Annotated in this window: 23 protein-coding genes; 8 read left to right on the top strand and 15 right to left on the bottom strand. The window is 65.3% G+C overall.

The window, feature by feature from the left end; translation table 11 throughout:
- Positions 1-21 precede the first annotated feature (21 nt).
- The gene (locus tag ABIE08_RS10040; RefSeq protein WP_354550694.1) at positions 22-648 is read right to left on the bottom strand and encodes a 50S ribosomal protein L25/general stress protein Ctc; all 627 of its coding nucleotides are present in this window, start codon (positions 646-648) and stop codon (positions 22-24) included.
- Between the two features lie 255 nt (positions 649-903).
- Between ABIE08_RS10040 and exbB the strand changes: the two genes are divergently transcribed.
- Both exbB and exbD read left to right on the top strand, forming a co-directional pair.
- Positions 904-1,821 (top strand): tonB-system energizer ExbB, encoded by a 918-nt coding sequence (exbB, locus tag ABIE08_RS10035; RefSeq protein ID WP_354550692.1) that lies wholly within the window; start codon positions 904-906, stop codon positions 1,819-1,821.
- Positions 1,822-1,829: 8 nt separating this feature from the next.
- Positions 1,830-2,249: a TonB system transport protein ExbD gene (gene exbD / locus ABIE08_RS10030; protein ID WP_266329765.1), complete on the top strand. Its 420-nt coding sequence runs from the start codon at positions 1,830-1,832 to the stop codon at positions 2,247-2,249.
- A 168-nt stretch (positions 2,250-2,417) separates the two neighbouring features.
- Here exbD and ABIE08_RS10025 read toward each other — a convergent pair whose 3' ends face one another.
- From ABIE08_RS10025 to lgt, 5 genes are all read right to left on the bottom strand, one after another.
- Positions 2,418-3,350, bottom strand: a complete 933-nt coding sequence (locus tag ABIE08_RS10025) for a ribose-phosphate pyrophosphokinase (RefSeq protein WP_266329763.1) — start codon at positions 3,348-3,350, stop codon at positions 2,418-2,420.
- Positions 3,351-3,500: 150 nt separating this feature from the next.
- Complete coding sequence (locus ABIE08_RS10020) at positions 3,501-3,938, bottom strand: hypothetical protein (protein ID WP_354550690.1); 438 nt, start codon at positions 3,936-3,938, stop codon at positions 3,501-3,503.
- Positions 3,939-4,135: 197 nt separating this feature from the next.
- Positions 4,136-4,906 (bottom strand): peptidoglycan editing factor PgeF, encoded by a 771-nt coding sequence (gene pgeF, locus ABIE08_RS10015; RefSeq protein WP_354550688.1) that lies wholly within the window; start codon positions 4,904-4,906, stop codon positions 4,136-4,138.
- Positions 4,907-4,958: 52 nt separating this feature from the next.
- Positions 4,959-6,017, bottom strand: a complete 1,059-nt coding sequence (locus ABIE08_RS10010; RefSeq protein ID WP_354550686.1) for a class I SAM-dependent methyltransferase — start codon at positions 6,015-6,017, stop codon at positions 4,959-4,961.
- Positions 6,014-6,838 (bottom strand): prolipoprotein diacylglyceryl transferase, encoded by an 825-nt coding sequence (lgt, locus tag ABIE08_RS10005; RefSeq protein ID WP_354550685.1) that lies wholly within the window; start codon positions 6,836-6,838, stop codon positions 6,014-6,016. Before lgt ends, ABIE08_RS10010 begins: the two co-directional genes overlap by 4 nt.
- A gap of 150 nt (positions 6,839-6,988) precedes the next feature.
- Here lgt and ABIE08_RS10000 point away from each other — a divergent pair, with 150 nt between their 5' ends.
- Together ABIE08_RS10000 and ABIE08_RS09995 are read left to right on the top strand one after the other, a co-directional pair.
- Positions 6,989-7,285 carry an accessory factor UbiK family protein gene (locus ABIE08_RS10000; RefSeq protein WP_354550683.1) on the top strand — a complete coding sequence of 99 codons (297 nt, stop codon included), beginning with the start codon at positions 6,989-6,991 and terminating at the stop codon, positions 7,283-7,285.
- A 142-nt stretch (positions 7,286-7,427) separates the two neighbouring features.
- Positions 7,428-7,763 carry a GIY-YIG nuclease family protein gene (locus ABIE08_RS09995; protein WP_354551648.1) on the top strand — a complete coding sequence of 112 codons (336 nt, stop codon included), beginning with the start codon at positions 7,428-7,430 and terminating at the stop codon, positions 7,761-7,763.
- 74 nt (positions 7,764-7,837) lie between these two features.
- Here ABIE08_RS09995 and ABIE08_RS09990 read toward each other — a convergent pair whose 3' ends face one another.
- Positions 7,838-8,725: a branched-chain amino acid aminotransferase gene (locus ABIE08_RS09990; RefSeq protein WP_354550681.1), complete on the bottom strand. Its 888-nt coding sequence runs from the start codon at positions 8,723-8,725 to the stop codon at positions 7,838-7,840.
- Positions 8,726-8,981: 256 nt separating this feature from the next.
- On the opposite strand from ABIE08_RS09990, the gene ABIE08_RS09985 reads away from it, so the two are divergent.
- From ABIE08_RS09985 to ABIE08_RS09975, 3 genes are read left to right on the top strand one after another with little or no spacing between them, the layout of a single operon-like run.
- Positions 8,982-9,518, top strand: coding sequence for a MarR family winged helix-turn-helix transcriptional regulator (locus tag ABIE08_RS09985; RefSeq protein ID WP_266329754.1), 537 nt, complete (start codon positions 8,982-8,984; stop codon positions 9,516-9,518).
- A 19-nt stretch (positions 9,519-9,537) separates the two neighbouring features.
- Positions 9,538-10,248, top strand: a complete 711-nt coding sequence (locus ABIE08_RS09980) for a response regulator (RefSeq protein ID WP_266329752.1) — start codon at positions 9,538-9,540, stop codon at positions 10,246-10,248.
- A gap of 43 nt (positions 10,249-10,291) precedes the next feature.
- Positions 10,292-11,782, top strand: a complete 1,491-nt coding sequence (locus tag ABIE08_RS09975; protein ID WP_354550679.1) for an ATP-binding protein — start codon at positions 10,292-10,294, stop codon at positions 11,780-11,782.
- A 7-nt stretch (positions 11,783-11,789) separates the two neighbouring features.
- Here the strand turns inward: ABIE08_RS09975 and ABIE08_RS09970 are convergent, their stop codons facing one another.
- The 6 genes from ABIE08_RS09970 to ABIE08_RS09945 all read right to left on the bottom strand — a co-directional run bounded on the left by ABIE08_RS09970 (position 11,790) and on the right by ABIE08_RS09945 (position 15,971).
- Entirely contained in the window at positions 11,790-12,608 is an 819-nt protein-coding gene (locus ABIE08_RS09970) for a VOC family protein (RefSeq protein WP_354550677.1), read from the bottom strand.
- Positions 12,609-12,761: 153 nt separating this feature from the next.
- Complete coding sequence (locus ABIE08_RS09965; protein ID WP_354550675.1) at positions 12,762-13,115, bottom strand: tRNA-binding protein; 354 nt, start codon at positions 13,113-13,115, stop codon at positions 12,762-12,764.
- Between the two features lie 52 nt (positions 13,116-13,167).
- A complete protein-coding gene (locus ABIE08_RS09960) occupies positions 13,168-13,833 on the bottom strand; it encodes a TetR/AcrR family transcriptional regulator (protein ID WP_354550674.1) in 666 nt (221 codons plus the stop codon).
- Positions 13,834-13,891: 58 nt separating this feature from the next.
- Complete coding sequence (gene proC / locus ABIE08_RS09955) at positions 13,892-14,716, bottom strand: pyrroline-5-carboxylate reductase (protein ID WP_354550672.1); 825 nt, start codon at positions 14,714-14,716, stop codon at positions 13,892-13,894.
- Positions 14,717-14,913: 197 nt separating this feature from the next.
- On the bottom strand, positions 14,914-15,417 hold the full coding sequence (locus tag ABIE08_RS09950; RefSeq protein WP_266329747.1) for a YbjN domain-containing protein: 504 nt from the start codon (positions 15,415-15,417) through the stop codon (positions 14,914-14,916).
- A 341-nt stretch (positions 15,418-15,758) separates the two neighbouring features.
- The gene (locus ABIE08_RS09945) at positions 15,759-15,971 is read right to left on the bottom strand and encodes a cold-shock protein (protein ID WP_266330359.1); all 213 of its coding nucleotides are present in this window, start codon (positions 15,969-15,971) and stop codon (positions 15,759-15,761) included.
- A gap of 607 nt (positions 15,972-16,578) precedes the next feature.
- On the opposite strand from ABIE08_RS09945, the gene ABIE08_RS09940 reads away from it, so the two are divergent.
- A complete protein-coding gene (locus ABIE08_RS09940) occupies positions 16,579-16,776 on the top strand; it encodes a hypothetical protein (RefSeq protein ID WP_354550670.1) in 198 nt (65 codons plus the stop codon).
- A 24-nt stretch (positions 16,777-16,800) separates the two neighbouring features.
- Here the strand turns inward: ABIE08_RS09940 and ABIE08_RS09935 are convergent, their stop codons facing one another.
- Positions 16,801-17,970: an MFS transporter gene (locus tag ABIE08_RS09935; protein ID WP_354550668.1), complete on the bottom strand. Its 1,170-nt coding sequence runs from the start codon at positions 17,968-17,970 to the stop codon at positions 16,801-16,803.
- A gap of 155 nt (positions 17,971-18,125) precedes the next feature.
- A complete protein-coding gene (gene lepB / locus ABIE08_RS09930; RefSeq protein ID WP_266329744.1) occupies positions 18,126-18,899 on the bottom strand; it encodes a signal peptidase I in 774 nt (257 codons plus the stop codon).
- Positions 18,900-18,995 lie beyond the last annotated feature (96 nt).

The following is an 18,995-nucleotide window of genomic DNA, read 5'->3' as shown; positions in this document are numbered from 1 at the left end:
AAACCGGGAAAGTGCCGAAGCTTACGCCTTGGCGGCGGGAGCAGCCTCTGTGGCCGCAGCTTCGTCTTCTTCGCTCTTCAGAGCGGCCGGAGCCGCGATCGTCGCGATCGTGAAGTCACGCTCGGAGATGACCGGGGTCACGCCAGCGGGAAGCTGGACGGCCGAAATGTGGATCGAATCGTTGATGTCGAGGCCGGCGAGGTCGACAACGATGTGATCGGGGATCGCATCGGCCTGGACCGTTGCTTCGATCTCGTGACGAACGATGTTCAGCACGCCGCCGCGCTTGAGGCCGGGCGACTGCTCTTCATTGATGAACTGCACGGGGATCTGGACGTGCAGGGTCGAGCCAGCGGAGACGCGCAGGAAATCGACGTGGATCGGCTGATCGGTAACGGGGTGCAGCGCGTAGTCGCGCGGGATCACGCTGATCTTCTCGCCGTTGACGTCGATCGTGGCCACGGTCGTCAGGAAGCCACCAGCGTGGAGCTTCATGAAGATCTCTTTGTGGTTCAGTTCGATCGCCAGCGGAGCCTGCTTGTTGCCGTAGATGACGGCCGGAATCTTGCCTTCGCGACGCGACGCCCGGGCGGCCCCCTTGCCCACGCGGTTGCGGACAGAGGCCGTGAGCTCGTAAGTATTGCTCATCGGTATTCTCCTTGTGTGAAACAGAAAAAGGCCGCGGTGCCTCCAGGGGTGTCGGCGCGGCCGGCGTCCTTATAGACGAGGGAGTCCGATCGAACAAGCGCGCTGCGGCGGAAGCGGCGGAAACGCTGGCCTCGCGCCAGGAATTTCGGACACATCGGTCCGTGCCGCCCGCGCCACGGAGCGCGCGGGTTGCGTCGGCTGGGTCCGTGCGTTATTCGGAGTGTCATACTCATCTTTAAAACGGTACGTGTCGCCATGCTTGCTAGTCTTTGTCGGGGGGCGGCCCTCTGGGTCGCCATCGTCGCCCTGTCGCTCCCCATCGGCAGCACGATGGCGTTCGGCCAGGCCGGAGAGGCGCCGGCCGCCTCCGCGCCCGCGGCAGCAGCACCGACTCCGGCGCAGCCGATCGCTCCCGAGCCCGCCTTGCCGGATTCGGTCGAGGCGCCGGCCGGTGAACCCGGCGTCGATCGTTCGACCCTGCCGCATGACCTGTCGCCGATCGGGATGTTCACCAACGCCGACATCGTGGTGAAGGGCGTCATCGGCGTGCTGATCGCCGCCTCGATCCTGACCTGGGCGATCTTCCTGTCGAAGACGCTGGAACTCGCAGCATTGCGCCACAAGACGCGGGCGCTGGGAGAGCGGGTCGCACGCTCGCGCACGCTGCCCGAGGCGGAAGCACAGGTCGGACGGCGCAAGGATCCGGCCGCCAGGCTGGTGCAGGCCGCCGTCGAGGAAGTGTCGCTGTCAGCCGGGCTTTCGGCCGAAGGCATCAAGGAACGCGTCGCCTCGCGCTTCGAACGGATCGAATCCGGCGCGGGGCGCGAGATGATCCGCGGCACGGCGGTGCTCGCGACGGTCGGCTCGCTTTCGCCCTTTATCGGCCTCTTCGGCACGGTCTGGGGCATCATGAATTCGTTCATCGGCATCAGTCAGGCCAACACGACCAATCTCGCCGTCGTCGCCCCCGGCATCGCCGAAGCACTGTTCGCGACCGCGATCGGCCTGGTCGCCGCCATCCCCGCCGTGCTGTTCTACAATGTGTTCGCCCGCATCATCGCCGGCAACAAGGCGGTGATCGCCGACGTCTCGGCCGAGACGATGCGCCTCGTCTCGCGCGATCTGGACCGAGCCGACGCGCGAGGCCCTTCGCGCCTCGCCGCGGCGGAGTGAGGGAAGCCATGGCAGGCAAGCTCACCCATCACGACGACGAACTGGTCGAGAACAGCGAAATCAACGTCACGCCGTTCATCGACGTGATGCTCGTGCTGCTGATCGTGTTCATGGTCGCCGCGCCGCTGGCGACCGTCGATGCGCCCGTCGACCTGCCGCGCTCCAACGCCAAGGCGGCGCCCCGCACCGACAAGCCGATCTTCCTGTCGCTCAAGCCGGACCTGTCGCTGGTTCTCGGCAATGATCCGATCGCGGCCGAAGGCCTCGGTCCGGCGCTCGACGCGCTGACCAAGGGGAATCGCGAAGAGCGGCTCTATCTCCGCGCCGATCGCAAGGTGGCCTATGGCGACGTCATGGAACTGATGAACAAGCTGCGCGACGTCGGCTATGCCAAGGTGGCGCTCGTCGGCATGGACGGCGCCCGGTAGGGGCGAGCCGCATCCCGTCCCAAGACCGCCTGAGGCGGGTGGGCGCTCCCTAAGGGCAGGATTGAGAAAGGTCGGCTTCCGCTATTGAACGGTGGCATGCAGCTGAAAACGAAAAAAAGGCCCGACTGCCTGACTGGCATCCGGGCCTTTTTCTTGTATGCAGCGCGATCAGATGAACAGGCTCGAGACCGACTTCTCGCTGGCGGTGCGGTTGATCGCTTCGCCGATCAGGGTCGAGATCGAGGTGACGCGGATGTTCGGCGCCTTCTGGACCGCTTCCGTCGGCTGGATCGAGTCGGTGATCACCAGTTCCTTCAGCATGGAATTGCTGATGCGGGCGACCGCGCCGCCCGACAGCACGCCATGGGTGATGTAGGCGACGACCGATTTCGCGCCCTGGGCCAGCAGCGCCTCGGCGGCGTTGCACAGCGTGCCGCCGGAATCGACGATGTCGTCGAACAGGATGCAGTCGCGTCCCTCGACATTGCCGATGATGTTCATGACTTCGGATTCGCCCGGCCGCTCGCGGCGCTTGTCGACGATGGCGAGCGGCGCATCGATGCGCTTGGCCAGCGCACGGGCGCGCACCACACCGCCGACGTCGGGCGACACGACCATGACATTCTCGAGCTCGTAATGTTCCTTGATGTCACGCGTGATGACGGGAACCGCGAACAGATTGTCGGTCGGGATGTCGAAGAAGCCCTGGATCTGGCCGGCATGCAGGTCGAGCGTCAGGACGCGATCGGCGCCGGCATGAGTGATCAGATTGGCGACCAGCTTGGCGGAGATCGGGGTGCGCGGGCCGGCCTTGCGGTCCTGGCGGGCGTAACCGAAATAGGGAAGGACCGCCGTGATGCGGCGCGCGGAGGACCGGCGCAGCGCATCGATGATGATCAGCAGTTCCATCAGGTGGTCGTTGGCCGGGAAACTGGTCGACTGGACGACGAAGACGTCTTCGCCGCGCACGTTTTCCTGGATCTCGACGAAGATTTCCTCGTCCGCGAAACGACGGACTGAGCACTTCGCCAGCGGGATTTCGAGATAGGTGGCGATCGCCTCGGCGAGCACCCGGTTGGAGTTTCCGGCAACCAGCTTCAAGGTCTCGTGTCCCGACGTGAGGAGGTATAGGGCGAGCCGACCCCGCAAGGAGGTCGTTCGTTCAGGCGGCGCGTTGTACCAACTGCGCTGCCGCACTGCAAACGCGATTCGCGCGCGGGCGGCAAGCGCAGATTGGAGTCGATGTCGCGGTCACGCTCCCGATCCCCAGGCGACGATGGAAGCAACGGTGCGGCGCGCGACGTTCGAGATGGTGGCGTCGTCGACGCCCTGCCACGGATCCTGCGAGCCGTTCGCCGATGTTTCCTGGCCGGAAATCCGGTGGACGCGACGTCCGCTGGCGTCGAGCACGTCCCAGACATAGACGAGGATCGTGCCGGTGGAGTCGCCGACGGCGGAGAGATAGCCCTTGACCACGTAGTTGGCCTGCGGATCGCCCGACGGCACGAGCGCGACGTTTTGCGCCAAGGCTTCCTGGCCCAGTTGCGACGAAAGCTTGGTGAGGATGTTGCCGGGAGCGCCCGTCACAGGCGCGAACGAGAACTTGGCGTTGGCGAGCGGCACCGCGGGCAGGGCTGGCGTCGTGGGTGCGGAGGCCGTCGCCGAGCCGGACGACGAACCGGAGCTCAACGTATTGTTGCAAGCTGCCAAAGCAAACGTGGCCAACAGGATGGCGGCGCATGCGAGCAGCCGATTTCCCTTCACCATCATGGCGATCGTCCTTCCGGCGCGGTCGTCAGGACCCCTGGAGCCTGTCTAGCGGCAATTCTATACGGGGTCCAGACGCGGTTTCCCGAACTGCATGATTGTGGAGCTTTCCGGGCTACTTACGCGACGATCGTGATCGCATGAAGCAGCCGGCCATAGTCGGGCTCGCCGGCATGGGTCGTGCGCCGGTAGGAGAAGAAACGGGCGGGGTCGGCATAGGTGCAGAGCGCCAGGTCATCGACCGTGCCCAGCCCGGCGGCCCGCAGGCGCATGCCGATGAAGGCCGGCAGGTCGAACTGGTGATGCTCGGCGCGCCCCGACGGGGTGAAGAACGCATCATTGGCCGCGTCGGCCTCAAGAAAGCGGGCGCGGAATTCCGGCCCGACTTCATAGGCGGATCGGGAGATGGTCGGTCCGAGCACGGCCACGATCCGTTCCCGGCGCGCGCCCAGCGCTTCCATGGCGGCGACGGTCGCCTCCAGCACACCGGTGAAGGCGCCCTTCCAGCCGGCATGCGCCGCGCCGACGACGCCTGCCTCGCCATCCGCGAACAGGACGGGGCCGCAATCGGCCGTGCCGACGCCGATGGCGATGCCTGGGCGGTTGGTGACGACGGCGTCCGCCTTGGGGCCTTCGCCAACCGGCCAGACCGCATCGACGGTGACGACGTCGGGGCTGTGCACCTGGTAGGGGGTGGCGAGCCGGTCGGCCGCGACGCCCAGATCTGCAGTGACGCGGGCCCGGTTCTCCATCACATGCGCTCGCTCATCGGCCGAGCCGACGCCGCAGTTCAGGCTCGCATAGATGCCTTCCGAAACGCCGCCCTGCCGCGTGAAGAAGCCATGCCGGATCCCCGGGAGGGCGTCGAGGGCGTCGGCGGTGATCTTCATGGCGTGTCTCCTGCGAGGCGGGAAGGGTAGGGCTTGATCCGACGAATCGATGTCATCCGAAAGGCGGGGCGACCAGATTGCCGCCCGTCACGCAGAGCACCTTGAACAGGGAGCCCATCGCGTCCGGGCCGGCCAGGCGCTCGACGGCAGCGCGGATCGCGTCCTGCGTGGCGGCGTCTTTGCCGGCCCCGAGCCGGCCGGCCCGTTCGAGTAGGCCGAGCGTGAGCAGGAAATCGCCCTGCGTCCAGATAGCCGAGGCGCGGGCACCGTTTGCCTCGGCCGTGCGCGCGAGCGCAGCGAAATCGACATGCACGGTGAGGTCCGCTTCGCCGGGATGGGCCAGCGGATCGTCGAAGGCATGGCTGCGGAGCGCCTGCAGGGTGTCGCCATAGCCGGACTCGGCATGGCCATAGTCGATCGCCAGGAAGGCGCCGCCGGACCGTTGCAGCCGGGCGGCGAGCGTCGCCATGATCGCCGCCGAGATCGTGGCGGTCTCGACCAACGAGCCTTCCGGCGCGCGGTCGTCGGCGCCGTCGAAATGCGCATTCGCCCGGAGGCCGAAGGCGAGCCGGCCGTCGCTGACGCCGACCATCCGTTCCGCCCAGCCATCCGCCGTGCGGAGGAACTGCCGGACCGGCAGCGCGTCGAAGAGTTCGTTGGCGACGACAATCGCCGGGCCTTCCGGCAGCGCGTCGATGTGTTCGATCCAGTCGATGACGTGCCCGGCGAGCGTATCGGCCTGGATGGCGCGCAGCCGGGGACTGGTTTCGACGAGGGCGATGGTCGCGGCCTTTTCGAAGTCGGGCGCGATCTTCGCTGCGCGCAGCGCATCGGCCATGAGCGTGCCACGGCCGGGGCCGATCTCCGCCAGGACGAAGGCGGCGGGGCTACCCATGCGCCGCCATGTTTCCACCGCCCACATCCCGATCAGTTCGCCGAACATCTGGCTCACTTCCGGCGCGGTGACGAAATCGCCGGCGGATCCGAACGGTTCGCGCGTCGTGTAGTAGCCAAACTCGGGGTCGCCGAGACAGGCGGCCATATAGTCGGCGATGGTGATCGGGCCGAAATTCTCGATACGATGGACCAGCTTTTCGGCCAGCGGCGTCATGCAGTGGCGACCGGACGGCGCGAGGCAACGACGAGCAGTATGATGCCGGCGATCACCAGCGGCAGCGACAGCAGCATGCCCATGGTGAGGCCGCCGGAGAAGTAGCCGATCTGGATGTCCGGCTCGCGGAAGAATTCCGAGAAGATGCGGGCGAGGCCATAGCCAATCGCGAAAATCGCCGAGATGAAGCCGGGCTGGCGCAGGCGCAGCTGCTTGTGGGTGAAGAAGCGCAGTACAAGGAAAAGCACGAGCCCCTCCAGCAGGGCTTCGTAAAGCTGGCTCGGATGGCGCGGCTGGCTATCGGCATTCGGGAAGATGATCGCCCAGGCGACATCGGTCGGGCGGCCCCAGAGCTCGCCATTGATGAAATTGGCGATGCGGCCGAACAGCAGGCCGAAGGTGACGGAAGGCGCGACGACGTCGATCATCGACCAGGTCGGGATCTTGCGCGACCGCGCGAACAGGATCATGGCGATGACGGTGCCGAGGAAGCCGCCATGGAAGGACATGCCGCCATTCCACACCTGGAAGATCTGCCAGGGGGCGGCCAGGAACATCGGCAGGTCGTAGAAGAGAACGTAGCCTGCCCGTCCGCCGACAATGATGCCGATGGTCGCCCAGACCACGAAGTCGTCGATGTCGATCGGCTTCATCGGCGCGCCGGCCGGGCCCCAAAGCTTGGCATTGTTGACGAGGCGCTTGGCGTACCACCAGCCGATCAGGATGCCGACGATATAGGCGAGCGCGTACCAGCGGATCGCGAACGGGCCGATCTGGATCAGGGTCGGGTCGATGGCCGGGAAGGGCAGGGCGAACAGCATCAAGGGGCTCCGGCGGTCGGTCGGGCGGCATTGGTGCGCTGATCCGGGGGGAAGGGTCAAGCCCGGGCGTGCGCGACCCCTCGACACCTTGTTCGCCAGAGGGCACGCAACCATACTAGAAGGGAGATACCGTTACCCCGGAGGCTGCCCATGAACACGACCCCGAACCGGCTGTTCGACGAATTCGCCAAGCTGATGACCGACGCCGCCGGCATGGCGCAGGGCGTCAAGCGCGAAGCCGAGACCGTGATGAAGCATCAGGCCGAACGCCTGTTTGCCGATATGGACTTCGTCAAGCGCGATGAGTTCGATGTCGTTCGCGAGATGGCGCAGAAGGCGCGCAGCGAGAACGAGGCACTGACGGCGCGGGTCGCCGAGCTGGAGGCCAAGCTGGCGGTGTTGACCCAGGGCCATATCGTTGCCGCGCCCTCGACCGACGAGCGCTAAGCGCTAAGCGCACAATCGGCTGACAAGATCTAATTAAACCCGGGTAATATTTGACATTGGAATATTGCCCGGGTAAAAGGCCGCGCTGTGCGGCTGCTCGATCGTGGCCGCTCTCAACAAGACGATCCGGGGAGCGGATGACATGCAGCGCGACGAGCGGAAGGCGGCCATTTCCGCCTACAAGAAGCGGGAAGACAGCGTTGGCATCTATGCCGTCCGCTGCGCCACGACGGGCGAAGCCTGGGTCGGCAAGGCGCCCAATCTCGATGCGATCCAGAACCGTCTCTGGTTCACGCTCGGACATGGCACGTGCACGGCGGCGAGCCTGCAGGCTGCCTGGAACCGGCATGGCGCGGATGCCTTTCGTCTTGACGTGCTCGAGCGGCTGGAGCCCGAGGAATCCGCCTATATCCGCAATGCGATCCTGAAGGAGCGCTGCCAGCACTGGCGGGCACAACTCGGCGCGCAAATCATCTGACATGCCGACAAAGAAAAAACGGCCGGAGAAATCTCCGGCCGTTTCTTTTGTTTCTCGAGGATCCAGCGACTGGATCAGGCGAGGACCTTGGCGCCCTGGACGAGGTCCGTATAGGCCTGCATCAGGTCCGCGCTGATCTTGCCCGGCGTGAACTTGTGCTCGCCGATCTCGGAGACGGGCGTGACTTCGGCCGCGGTGCCGCAGAGCCAGCATTCGCTGAAGGTCGAAAGCTCTTCCGGGGCGATCCGGCGCTCGATCACTTCAAGGCCGCGCGACTTGGCAAGGCCGATCACCGTCTGGCGCGTGATGCCATTCAGGAAGCGGTCGGCCAGCGGCGTGTGGATGACGCCATCCTTGACGAAGAACACGTTGGCGCCTGTCGATTCCGCGACATTGCCTTCCCAGTCCAGCATCAGCGCATCGGCATAGCCGCGGGCTTCGGCGGCATGCTTGGAGATCGTGCAGATCATGTAGAGACCCGACGCCTTGGCCAGCGACGGGGCGGTGCGCGGATCGGGACGGCGATACTTCGCCCAGTCGAGACGGATGCCCTTCAGGCGCTCGGCAGGGGTGAAGTAGGACGGCCATTCCCAGGCGGCGATGGCGACGTTGATCTTGTTCTTCTGGGCCGAGACGCCCATGGCCTCGCTGCCGCGCCAGGCGATGGGGCGCAGATAGCCGTCGACCAGGCCGTTCTTGGCGAGCGTCGCGTTCGAGGCCTCATCGATCTCCTCGATCGTGTATGGGATCTTGAAATCGAGGATTTCGGCCGAATGGAACAGCCGCTCGGTGTGCTCGCGCAGCTTGAAGATGGTGCCGTTATAGGCGCGCTCACCTTCGAACACGGCGCTGGCATAGTGCAGGCCATGGGTGAGTACGTGAATCTTCGCGTCCTTCCACGGAACGAAGGATCCGTTCATCCAGATCCAACCATCTTTCTGGTCGAAGGGGACCGCGCTCATTTTCCTCACTCCATATCGGCCGCCGGCTGCGGCCGCGCCCTGTTGGCGTTGATTGTCGTGCCTATTTCTCGCGCCGGTTGGGCAAAGTAAAGCCAGTTCCAGCAACGACTTTTTTGCGCCGCCTTGAAACAGTCGGTAAAGTGCCGGTCGAAACGCGATCGCGCGAGAGGGTGTCGCGGGAAGGGAAACGGCTGGCGCGTTCGATCATTTCGTCGCGGCCACTCATCAGGTAACAATCGAACCAAAATATGTCAATATGGCTGACATAAATTTCGCGACCGATTCGAAGGGACCGGCATCCGTGCAGCGCGACGAGTCCGTCAAAACGCCTCTTTCGATCCAGGAACAGCCCGAACTGGTGCTGATCGAGTTGCTCTTCTACGCCTATCGGGACTTCGTCTCCGATCCGGACGTCGTGCTGGCGAAGTTCCAGTTCGGCCGTGCCCATCACCGCGTGGTCCACTTCGTCAACCGTCACCCGGGCATGCGCGTCGCCGACCTGCTGGACATCCTGAAGATCACCAAGCAGAGCCTCGGGCGCGTGCTCAAGCAGCTGATCGATACCGGCTATATCGAGCAGGTGCCGGGGCCCGTCGACCGCCGGCAGAGGCTGCTTTATCCGACCGCCAAGGGCAGGGCGCTCGACCAGCGTCTCACCGAACCGCAGGCGGAACGCATCCGTACCGCGCTTGAGCCGTTGGGTCCGGAAGGGCGCCTCGCGGCCGAGCGCTTCCTTCGCCTGATGATCGATCCGTCCGAACGGGATAAGGTCGCCCAGATGATCGAGCAGTGATGCGCGTGGAGTATGCGTGATGAGCGATTTGGCAACCGCCCCCCTGGCCGATGATGCGCCGCATCTTCTCGTCATCGACGATGATGCCCGCATTCGCACGCTTCTGTCGCGCTACCTCAACGACAACGGCTTTCGCGTCGATGTCGCGGCCAACGCCGCCGAGGCGCGCGGCCGGCTCGGCGGCCTCGCCTTCGATCTGCTCGTCGTCGACGTGATGATGCCGGGCGAGACCGGGCTCGAGCTTCTCCGGAGCCTGCGTGAGACGATGGAGGTGCCGATCCTCATGCTGACCGCGCGCACCGAGATCGAGAGCCGCATCAAGGGGCTGGAGCTCGGCGCCGACGATTATCTCGGCAAGCCGTTCGAGCCGCGGGAACTGCTGCTGCGGATCAACGCGATCCTGAAGCGCGGCACCGCGACCGCGGCGCCGCTGATCGAGCAGGTCCGCTTCGGGCCGTTCACCTTCCACATCGCCCGGCGCGAGCTGCGGCGCGGGCAGGAGACGATCCGGCTGACGGATCGCGAGCGCCAGATCATGGCCGTCTTCGCCGAGACGCCGAACGAGACCGTGCCGCGCCTGTCGCTGCTGGCCGAGGACGAGCCGGCCGGGGAGCGTACCATCGACGTGCAGATCAACCGGCTCCGCCGCAAGATCGAGGTCGATCCCGCCAACCCGCTCTTCCTGCAGACGGTGCGCGGCATTGGCTACCGTCTGGTGACCGAAGCGTGACGCCATCCCGCCAGTCGGCTGTCGCTACTCGGGGTCGGCGCTGATGGACAAGCTTCCGCCTTCCATCCCAAGCCGTCGCGTGACCGGCGGCTGGGCTGAGTGGCCCGCCGTGGTCGCGCTGCGCCGCCTGGCCCGATCGCCGGCTGCCAATTCTCTGCGCCGGCTTGCGCGCCGCGCGCAACCTGTCCTCGACGTCTTGCTGGTGCCTTATCGCTTCCTCGGCAAGCGGATGGCGGCGGCGATGCCGAAGGGGCTCTATGCCCGCGCGCTGATCATCATCATCACGCCGATCGTCATCCTGCAGTCGGTGGTTGCCTTCGTCTTCATGGAGCGGCACTGGCAGACGGTGACGCAGCGCCTTTCGGCCGCGACCGTGCGCGACATCGCGGCGATCGTTGACCTGATCGACACCTATCCCGCCGATCCCAACTTCACCCAGATCATCCGCATCGCGCAGGACCGGCTCGGCCTGACCATTTCGGTCATCCCCAACGAGCCGCTGCCGCCGGCGGCGCCGAAGCCGTTCTTCTCGCTGCTCGACAGCGCGCTGTCGCGCGAGATCGGCCGTCAGATCAACAAGCCCTACTGGATCGACACGGTCGGGCGCTCCAACCTCGTCGAGATCCGCATCCAGCTCGGCGACAAGGTGCTGCGCGTGCTGGCTCGCCGTAGCCAGACCTATGCCTCCAATTCCGAGATCTTCATCTTCTGGATGGTGGGCACCAGCCTGGTGCTGCTTACGATCGCGATCGCCTTCCTGCGCAATCAGATCCGCCCGATCCAGCAGCTCGCCGATGCGGCCGAGAATTTCGGCATGGGCCGCGAAATGGCGGATTTCAATCCGCGCGGCGCGCGCGAGGTGCGACGCGCTAGCGCCGCCTTCATGGAAATGCGCAACCGCATCGAGCGGCAGATGGAACAGCGCACGACGATGCTGGCCGGCGTCAGCCACGACCTGCGCACCGTGCTGACGCGCTTCCGCCTGCAATTGGCGCTGCTGCGCGAAACGCCCGACATCCGCGCCATGCGCCGCGACGTGGACGACATGCAGCGGATGCTGGAGGGCTATCTGGCCTTTGCCCGCGATGACGCGGACGAGCCGACGGCGGCGACCAATATCGCGACGCTGCTGGCTGAGGTCGCGGAGAACGCCAGTCGGGTGGGGCACGACGTTTCGCAGGACTTCACAGGCGATCCGATCGTCAGCATCCGCCCGAACGATTTCAAGCGCTGCCTGTCCAACCTAGTGATGAATGCGTGCCGGCACGGCGACCGCATCGAACTGCACGGCTCGCATGTCGACGGCTGGCTCGTCATCCATGTCGACGACGACGGGCCGGGCATCGAAGAGGCGGAGCGCGAGGCTGTGTTCCGGCCATTTTACCGGCTCGACGAAGCGCGCAATCTCGACGAGAGCGGCACCGGCCTCGGCCTGCCGATCGCCCGCGACATCGCGCGCTTCCATGGCGGCGATGTCACGCTGTCCGATGCGCCGGGCGGCGGCTTGCGCGCCACCGTCCGCATTCCAGCCTGATCGGGCCTCAGGCCCCCGGCTGCAGGCGGATACGGGTGCCCCAGGGGTCGAGCAGTTCGCGCTCGGCCTGGATGCCCGAACCCGCCAGCGTCACATAGGCGAGGCCATTGCGCTCGGGATCGCGCGGGCCCGCGCCGCGGCTCTGCCAGTGGTTTGCCCCGATATGGTGGTGGTAGCCGCCGGAAGACAGGAACGAGGCGCTGGGCATCGTCGTGACTTCATCGAGGCCGACTTCCGACTTCCACCAGTTCGCCGCCACCGGGGCGTCGCCGACACGCAGATGCACATGGCCGATGCGCAGGAATTCCGGCGCGCCGCTCCATGACGAAGGCCGCTCCCCGAGCGAAGCGACGATCGCATTGACGTCGAGCGGATCGGTCGCCATGCGCACATGCGGGCCTTCCCAGACCCATTCGTCGGTCGGGCGATCGGAATAGATCTCGACGCCATTGCCTTCGGGGTCGGTCAGGTAGAACGCCTCGCTCACCAGATGATCCGCCATGCCGTCGACGGGCAGGCGCTTCTCGCTCGCATGCAGGATCCAGCGGCCGAGATCGGCGCGCGTCGGCATCAGGAACGCGGTATGGAAGAGGCCCGCCTGCCGGGTATCGTCGCTCGTGCCGCGCGGATGCGGCTCGATCACAAGGAACGGCACGCCGCCGGCGCCGAGCGTCACGGTCCCGCCGGCGCTCGAGATCGTCTCCAGGCCCAGGACGTCGCGGTAATAGTCGGCGACCTTCTCGACGTCATGCGCCTTGAGGCCGACCTCGGCGATATGGATCGGACGGGTCAGGGAAAAGGGGAGTCCGGTTTCGGCTTGGCTCATGGCGTGGCGACCTCTGGTTGAAACCAATACCTAGTCATTCAGGTCCGGGATCGACAGTCGCACGCCAGTGAACACACCGTCCAATCGGGGCTGAAGCCTTGCGGGATCGCGTTTTCTTCACGCGAACCGGTAGCCGCTTCGCTCGAAAACGCTCTAGAACAGGCGGCCGCCATTCGGAACGGTCCGCTCGACGGCGGTCAGCACCACGTCGCCCTCGGCGTCCGGCATGCCAAGGGTAAGTACCTCCGACATGAAGGGGCCGATCTGGCGTGGCGGAAAGTTCACGACCGCCATGACCTGGCGGCCGATGAGCTCGGCCGGCTGGTAATATTTGGTGATCTGGGCCGAGGACTTCTTGCGGCCGATCTCCGGGCCGAAGTCGATGACCAGCTTGATCGCCGGCTTGCGCGCTTCCGGGAAGGGGCTCGCTTCGACGATGGTCCCGACCCGGATATCCACCTTGAGGAAATCGTCGAAGCTGATCGTCTTCGGGGCGGGCGCGTCCATGTCGTCTCTCCGTTGGCTGTCTGCTCACGGGGTAGCACGACGGGCCGCCCGGTCAAGCGGCCGGCTGGGCTGTATCCGGCTTCGGCTCGCGCGGCCTGCTCTCCGGACGATGGCGATGAAGCCGGTTGGCGACGCGGCAGACGAGGCCTGCGGCCCGGTCGGTGCGACGCGACCAAGTCTCCGCATGCTCCAGCGCGCGGTCGAGGGCCGCCATCGTCTTCGACAGGTCGGGATCTTCATCCTTCAGCCATATCGGCAGGACGCGCGACATCATCAGCACGAAGCCCTGCGTCCGTGCCGCGCCGCGCAGGCCATCGGTCGAAATGCCGGCCCCGGCCAGCATGAAGCGGGCACTGTCGAGGGCGATGCAGTTGAGGCAGAGCGCGAGCGCCGGATCGCGCCGGGCGGATTCGGCCAGATGGCCGATCGCGGCGCGATGCGGCGCCATCTGGTCGAGGCGCTTCATGATCAGGTCGAACAGCCGGTCGCGGCCCGACTCGTCCGTCGAGGGCGTCTCGGCTCCGTCGAGCACGGCACGGTCGATACGGCGCATGAAGTCGGCGAGGATGTCGATCTTGCCGTCATACGCCTCGCGCAGCGCTCCCAGAGAAAGCCCGGCCCGGGCCGCGATGTCGCCAAGGCCGATTTCGGCATAGGGCTTCGCGGACAGCAGACCGAGCAACGCGTCGACGATTTGGGTCTTCGTCTCGTTCGGCATGATGCAATCTCCTCTATTCCCTCTATCTAGGGATGCCTTGTGGCGGAGACGAGGCTGATCAGCCGGCCAGTTCCTCGGCGCGCTGCTTGGCGGCGGCAACCGCGCGCACGAGAAGCGGCGCCAGGCCGTCCTCCGCCATCAGCACGTTCAGCGCCGCCGCCGTGGTGCCGCCCGGCGAGGTCACGTTCTTGCGCAGCGTGTCGGCCGGCAGCGGCGACTGATTGAGCAGTTCGCCGGCGCCGACGATTGTCTGCCGGGCGAAGCGGGCGGCGAGTTCCGGCGTGAAACCGGCTTCAAGGCCGGCCTTTGTGAGGCATTCGACGAGCAGGAAGACATAGGCGGGGCCGGACCCGGAGACGGCGGTCACCGTGTCGATCAGGCTCTCCGTCTCGACCCAGCCGAATTCGCCGACCGCCGCCAGCAGGGCGCCGACCAGGTCGCGATCCTCTGCCGTCACGGCCGGATTGGCGAAGGCGCCGGTCATGCCGCGCCCGACCTGGGCCGGTGTGTTCGGCATGGTGCGGACGATGGCGCCGCCAAGCGCGGCTTCCAGCGTCGCGATCGTGGTGCCCGCGGCAATCGAGATCGTCACCGTGCCGGAGCTTATCAGGTCGCGCACGGCGGGAAGCGCCGTGCCCATCATCTGCGGCTTGACCGCCAGCAGCAGCACACGCGCCGTGACGCCGGCGGGCGCGCTGGTCTCGTGCGCGATGCCGTGCGCGGCCAGCAACGCCAGCGTCTCTTCCGGCGGCTTCGGGTCGACGACGATGACCGCCTTCGGGTCCAGGCCGGAGGCAAGCCAGCCGGTCAGCAGCGCGCCGCCCATCTTGCCGGCGCCGATGAGGACGATAGGGGAGGAGGGCGTCAGGGCGGAGAGAGACATGCGGAAGCGCTCGTTCGTGAATGGCGACGATGTGTCTGTACGGCGCTCCGCGCCGGCGCGAAAGGCCCCTCCCATGCGCCGCGCCCGGGCTCGACGAGCAAACGTCGTCGGAACATGCGGCGAAGTCCCGCGATGGAGCCGGCGGATAGGGAGGGAGGCAGGACGGCGCGCGGGTTACACGCGCCGGCCTCGATCGATCAGGCTTCGCCGACCGTCTCGAACAGGACGGTTTCGAGCGCCTCGGCGGCGGACTTGCCGGCCCAGACGACGAACTGGAAGGCCTGGTAATAGCGCTCGCAGCTTTCGATCGCGTTTTCCAGCAGTCCCTCGACTTGGCGGCTGTTGGGTTCCGCGCCGCCGGCCAGCAACAGCGTCTGCCGATACATGACGACGCCTTCCTTGCTCCAGAGGTCGAAATGGCCGATCCAGAGTTGCTCGTTCACCAGGGAAAGCAGGCGCATGACTTCGGTCTTGCGCGGGTCTGTCACTTTCAGATCGAAGGCGCAAGCCAGGTGCACCGCCTCCATATCCTCCATCCAGGAGAAGGAGACGTGGTAGTCGCACCAGCCGCCGGCGATGGAGATGGTGATCTCGTCATCGCCGGATCGCTCGAAGCTCCAATCATTGAGCCCTGCGATGTGCTCGATCATATCGACCGGATTGGACTGCCGGTCTTCGGTCTCGAAGTCGATGAGGCTCATGGCCGACCCTCGCGCTTGATCGGGGAAAACGCAACGCAACAAAACGACTGCCGAAAGCAGATCTTCAGAGCCAGCCCTCCTGTTGAGCAAGAACCGGTCCGCCCCGTGCGGAAAAACCGGTCTCCATCTCGTTCTCAACGGTGGCGCCAGGCAGAGCAGCGCGAATCTTCATTGAGTATCAGTATATAGGGAGCCTAAGAAATTTCGCGATGACTTTTCCTCCACTGGGGTGTCGGAATTGTGGACGCTCCGGCAGGCGGCGCCCCTGGCGGTTCTCCAGACCTAAAAAAGCCGCCGGGGTGGCCGGCGGCTTTCTCGATCATGTCGCGATGGCGGAGGTACTAGCCCGGCTGCAGATCCACGGCCTTCGGGCCCTTGCCGCGCTTGTCCGGCTCGGTCTCGAATGTGATCCGCATGCCATCGTTCATGTTCGAAATACCCGAACGCTCGACGGCCGTGACGTGAACGAACACATCCTTGCCGCCGTCATCAGGGGTAATGAAGCCGAATCCCTTCGACGCATTGAAGAATTTGACTGTACCAGTCTGTCGCATCGCTGTTCCTTTCCCGTTCTCTTCATTCTGCCAGCCGCTCCGCTCGGCCAGCACACTCCAGGCACTCAGGTTGTCGGGGAAAGGTCTCTGCGTCTTATCGATATCGTGCGGTCGCTCGCGCTAGCCGCCCCGCGAATGTCGTAGCATCCGACGCGCTTTGTTCCAGTCTCCGTCGGGTCCTTTGCCCGTGCAGGGCAAAATATGCTTCAGCATTCGCAGAAAATCAATGCCCTACATTCCCATACGTAAGGTATCGCGTTGCTTGGCAAGACTGCAACCTGCCTTACCATTATTCTATATGTTCGACTGACGGTAAGCATGGCTTGGCAGGCATGGCATATTGCGTTGCGGCACCTTGAGGCCAAGGCGCCTTGCGCTGCAAGGGGAGCATGCCCAGATAGGTAAGCGCGAGGAGCCCGAAACGAAACTCCGAAAACGGAAGCCGGCGTGTCATTCAACTGGCACGAACGCTGCATATTGCGGGGCGGAAACGCTGGCTACGCGCTTGACGAAAATTTGACGTCACGCGACGGAACAAAGTCGGACGGATCGCATTATATCTCACGATCATATTTATCGTGTTCGCAGGGCAGGGCGGAGATCGATGATGTCAGGGTTCAGCGCGGATAATCTGCTGGCAGCGGCGGCAGTCTGGGTTGCAATCATGTTGCCGAGCGCGGCGTTCGGCCACGACCCCGTTTCGGAGGGCGTGGTGGCGCAGCGCTGTCATGCAAGCCAAGTCCAGGCTCAGTCCTCCGACACCGTCCCGGATCTTGTCCGCATCGGTTTGGATCGCGCGGCCTAATCCCTAGCTGATATCTACCTGCATTCAGGCGGCTGGCGCCGTTGCAGGCTGTTGCCTGGCGAGGTGCCAGGAAGCCAACGCCACAATCAGGGCCGCGACCGTCAGCGAGGCGCCGACCAGAGGCAGTTTGTCATAGGTCGCGCCCATGGTGATGGCGAGCCCGCCCACCCACGCGCCGCCGGCATTGCCGACATTGAATGCACCCTGATTGAGTGTGGACGCCAGATTGGGCGCCTCGCCGGCGCATTCGATCACGCGCATCTGCAGGGGCGCGATCAGGATGAACATCACGCAGCCCCAGACGAAGACGCTGATGCAGGCGCCGATGACGGAGTGGCTGCTGTAGGTGAACTGCGCCAGCACGAGGATCAGCGCGGTGAGGGCGCCGAGGATCGTCGGCATCAATTTCCAGTCCGCCAATCGGCCGCCGATCAGGTTGCCGATCGTGATGCCGACGCCGAACAGCAGCAGCACCCAGGTTACCTGATGCGGCGCCAGGCCGGTCACAGTCTGCAGGATCGGTGCGATATAGGTGAAGCAGGCAAAGGTGGCTGCCGCCGACAGCACGCTCACGGCCATGGCGAGCCAGACCTGCAGGCGCTTGAACACGGCGAATTCGCGCATCAGGCTCGGCGGGGCGGTGGCGCCGCGGTCGGACGGAACCCAGGCGATGATGGCCGCGACCGAGACCAAGCCGATCGCCACGACGGCCCAGAAGGTGGCGCGCCAGCCGGCGATCTGGCCGAGCGCGGTGCCGCCCGGCACACCGAGAATGTTGGCGAGCGTCAGGCCGGCGAAGACCAGCGCCATGGCCTGGGCGCGCTGGTTGCGCGGCACGAGCGTGCCCGCGACGACGGCGCTGATGCCGAAGAATGCGCCATGGCCGAAGGCGGTAAACACGCGCGCCGCCATCAGCAGCCCGTAGGTGGGTGCGACGGCGCAGAAGATGTTGCCGACCACGAACAGCATGGCCAATCCGACCAGCGTGATCTTGCGCGGCAATCGCGCGGTGGCCAGCACGATGATCGGTCCGCCGATGACGACGCCGATCGCATAGCCGGTGATCAGCAGGCCCGCGCTCGGGATCGAGACGCCGAGATCCGCCGCTACTTCCGGCAGCAGGCCCATGATGACGAATTCAGTCGTGCCGATGCCGAACGAGGCAATGGCCAGGGCGAAGAGGGCGATCGGCATCAAGAAGTCCGGCGGTGAAGGGCGGTGCGGCTGAAGAGGCGCGATGGACGAGAGAATGACCGCCGACCTGCGCATTTTGCAATGCACAAATCACCGGTCATTGCATTTTGCAACGCACGTTCAGTGAGGCGCGGGGATGATCCCCCCGGAGCCGGTCAGGTGATGGAGGTGAAGAGCCGGTTCCAGCGGATCGACCACGGCCACTTCCAGAATTCCCAGACGCGTGCGCCGTCGGCGATCGAGAAGAACACCCAGCGGGCCTTGCCCTCGACATTCTCGTTGGGAACGAAGCCCATCGACTGCATGTCGCGCGAATCCGCCGAATTGTCGCGGTTGTCGCCCATCATGAAGAGGTGGCCGGGCGGAACTTCATATTTCGGCGTGTTGTCGAACGAGCCGCGATCGCCCTCGATCTCGATGATCTGGTGCTTGACGCCGCTCGGCAGCGTCTCTTCGTAGCGCGGCGCGGAGATGGTGTTGCCGAAGAAGTCCTTGGTCTCGTACGGCTCGATCGGCTGGCGCTCGACCATCTTGTCGTTGATGTAGAGCCGGCCATCGATCATCTGCACGGTGTCGCCGGGCTTACCGATGACGCGCTTGATGAAATCGGTCGAATTGTCCTTCGGTCCCTTGAAGACGACGATGTCGCCCTGGTTCGGCTCCGAGCCCCAGATGCGGCCCTCGAACGGGCCCATGCCGAAGGGGAACGAGTAGCGCGAATAGCCATAGGAATATTTCGAGACGAACAGGTAGTCGCCGATCTCCAGCGTCGGGATCAGCGAGCCCGACGGAATCTCGAAGGGCTGGAACAGGAAGGTCCGCACGATGAGTGCGATGATCAGCGCTTCGGCGAAGACGCGGATGGTGCCGCCGAGACCGTCCTTGGACGACTTCTTTTTCTCGGCGGTCTTCTCTAGTTCAGCCATCATGCGACTTTCAGCCGATTGGGGAGCCTGTCATTTAGGCGATGCCGGCCCGAGCGGCAACCGAAAGCCGTCGGGCCCGCCCGCCCGTCGGCGATGCGA

This window comes from Kaistia defluvii (genome assembly GCF_040548815.1).
GTDB lineage: Bacteria > Pseudomonadota > Alphaproteobacteria > Rhizobiales > Kaistiaceae > Kaistia > Kaistia defluvii_A.
The sequence above is the reverse complement of the archived record's forward strand: the minus strand, read 5'-3'. Positions and strand labels throughout refer to the sequence as shown.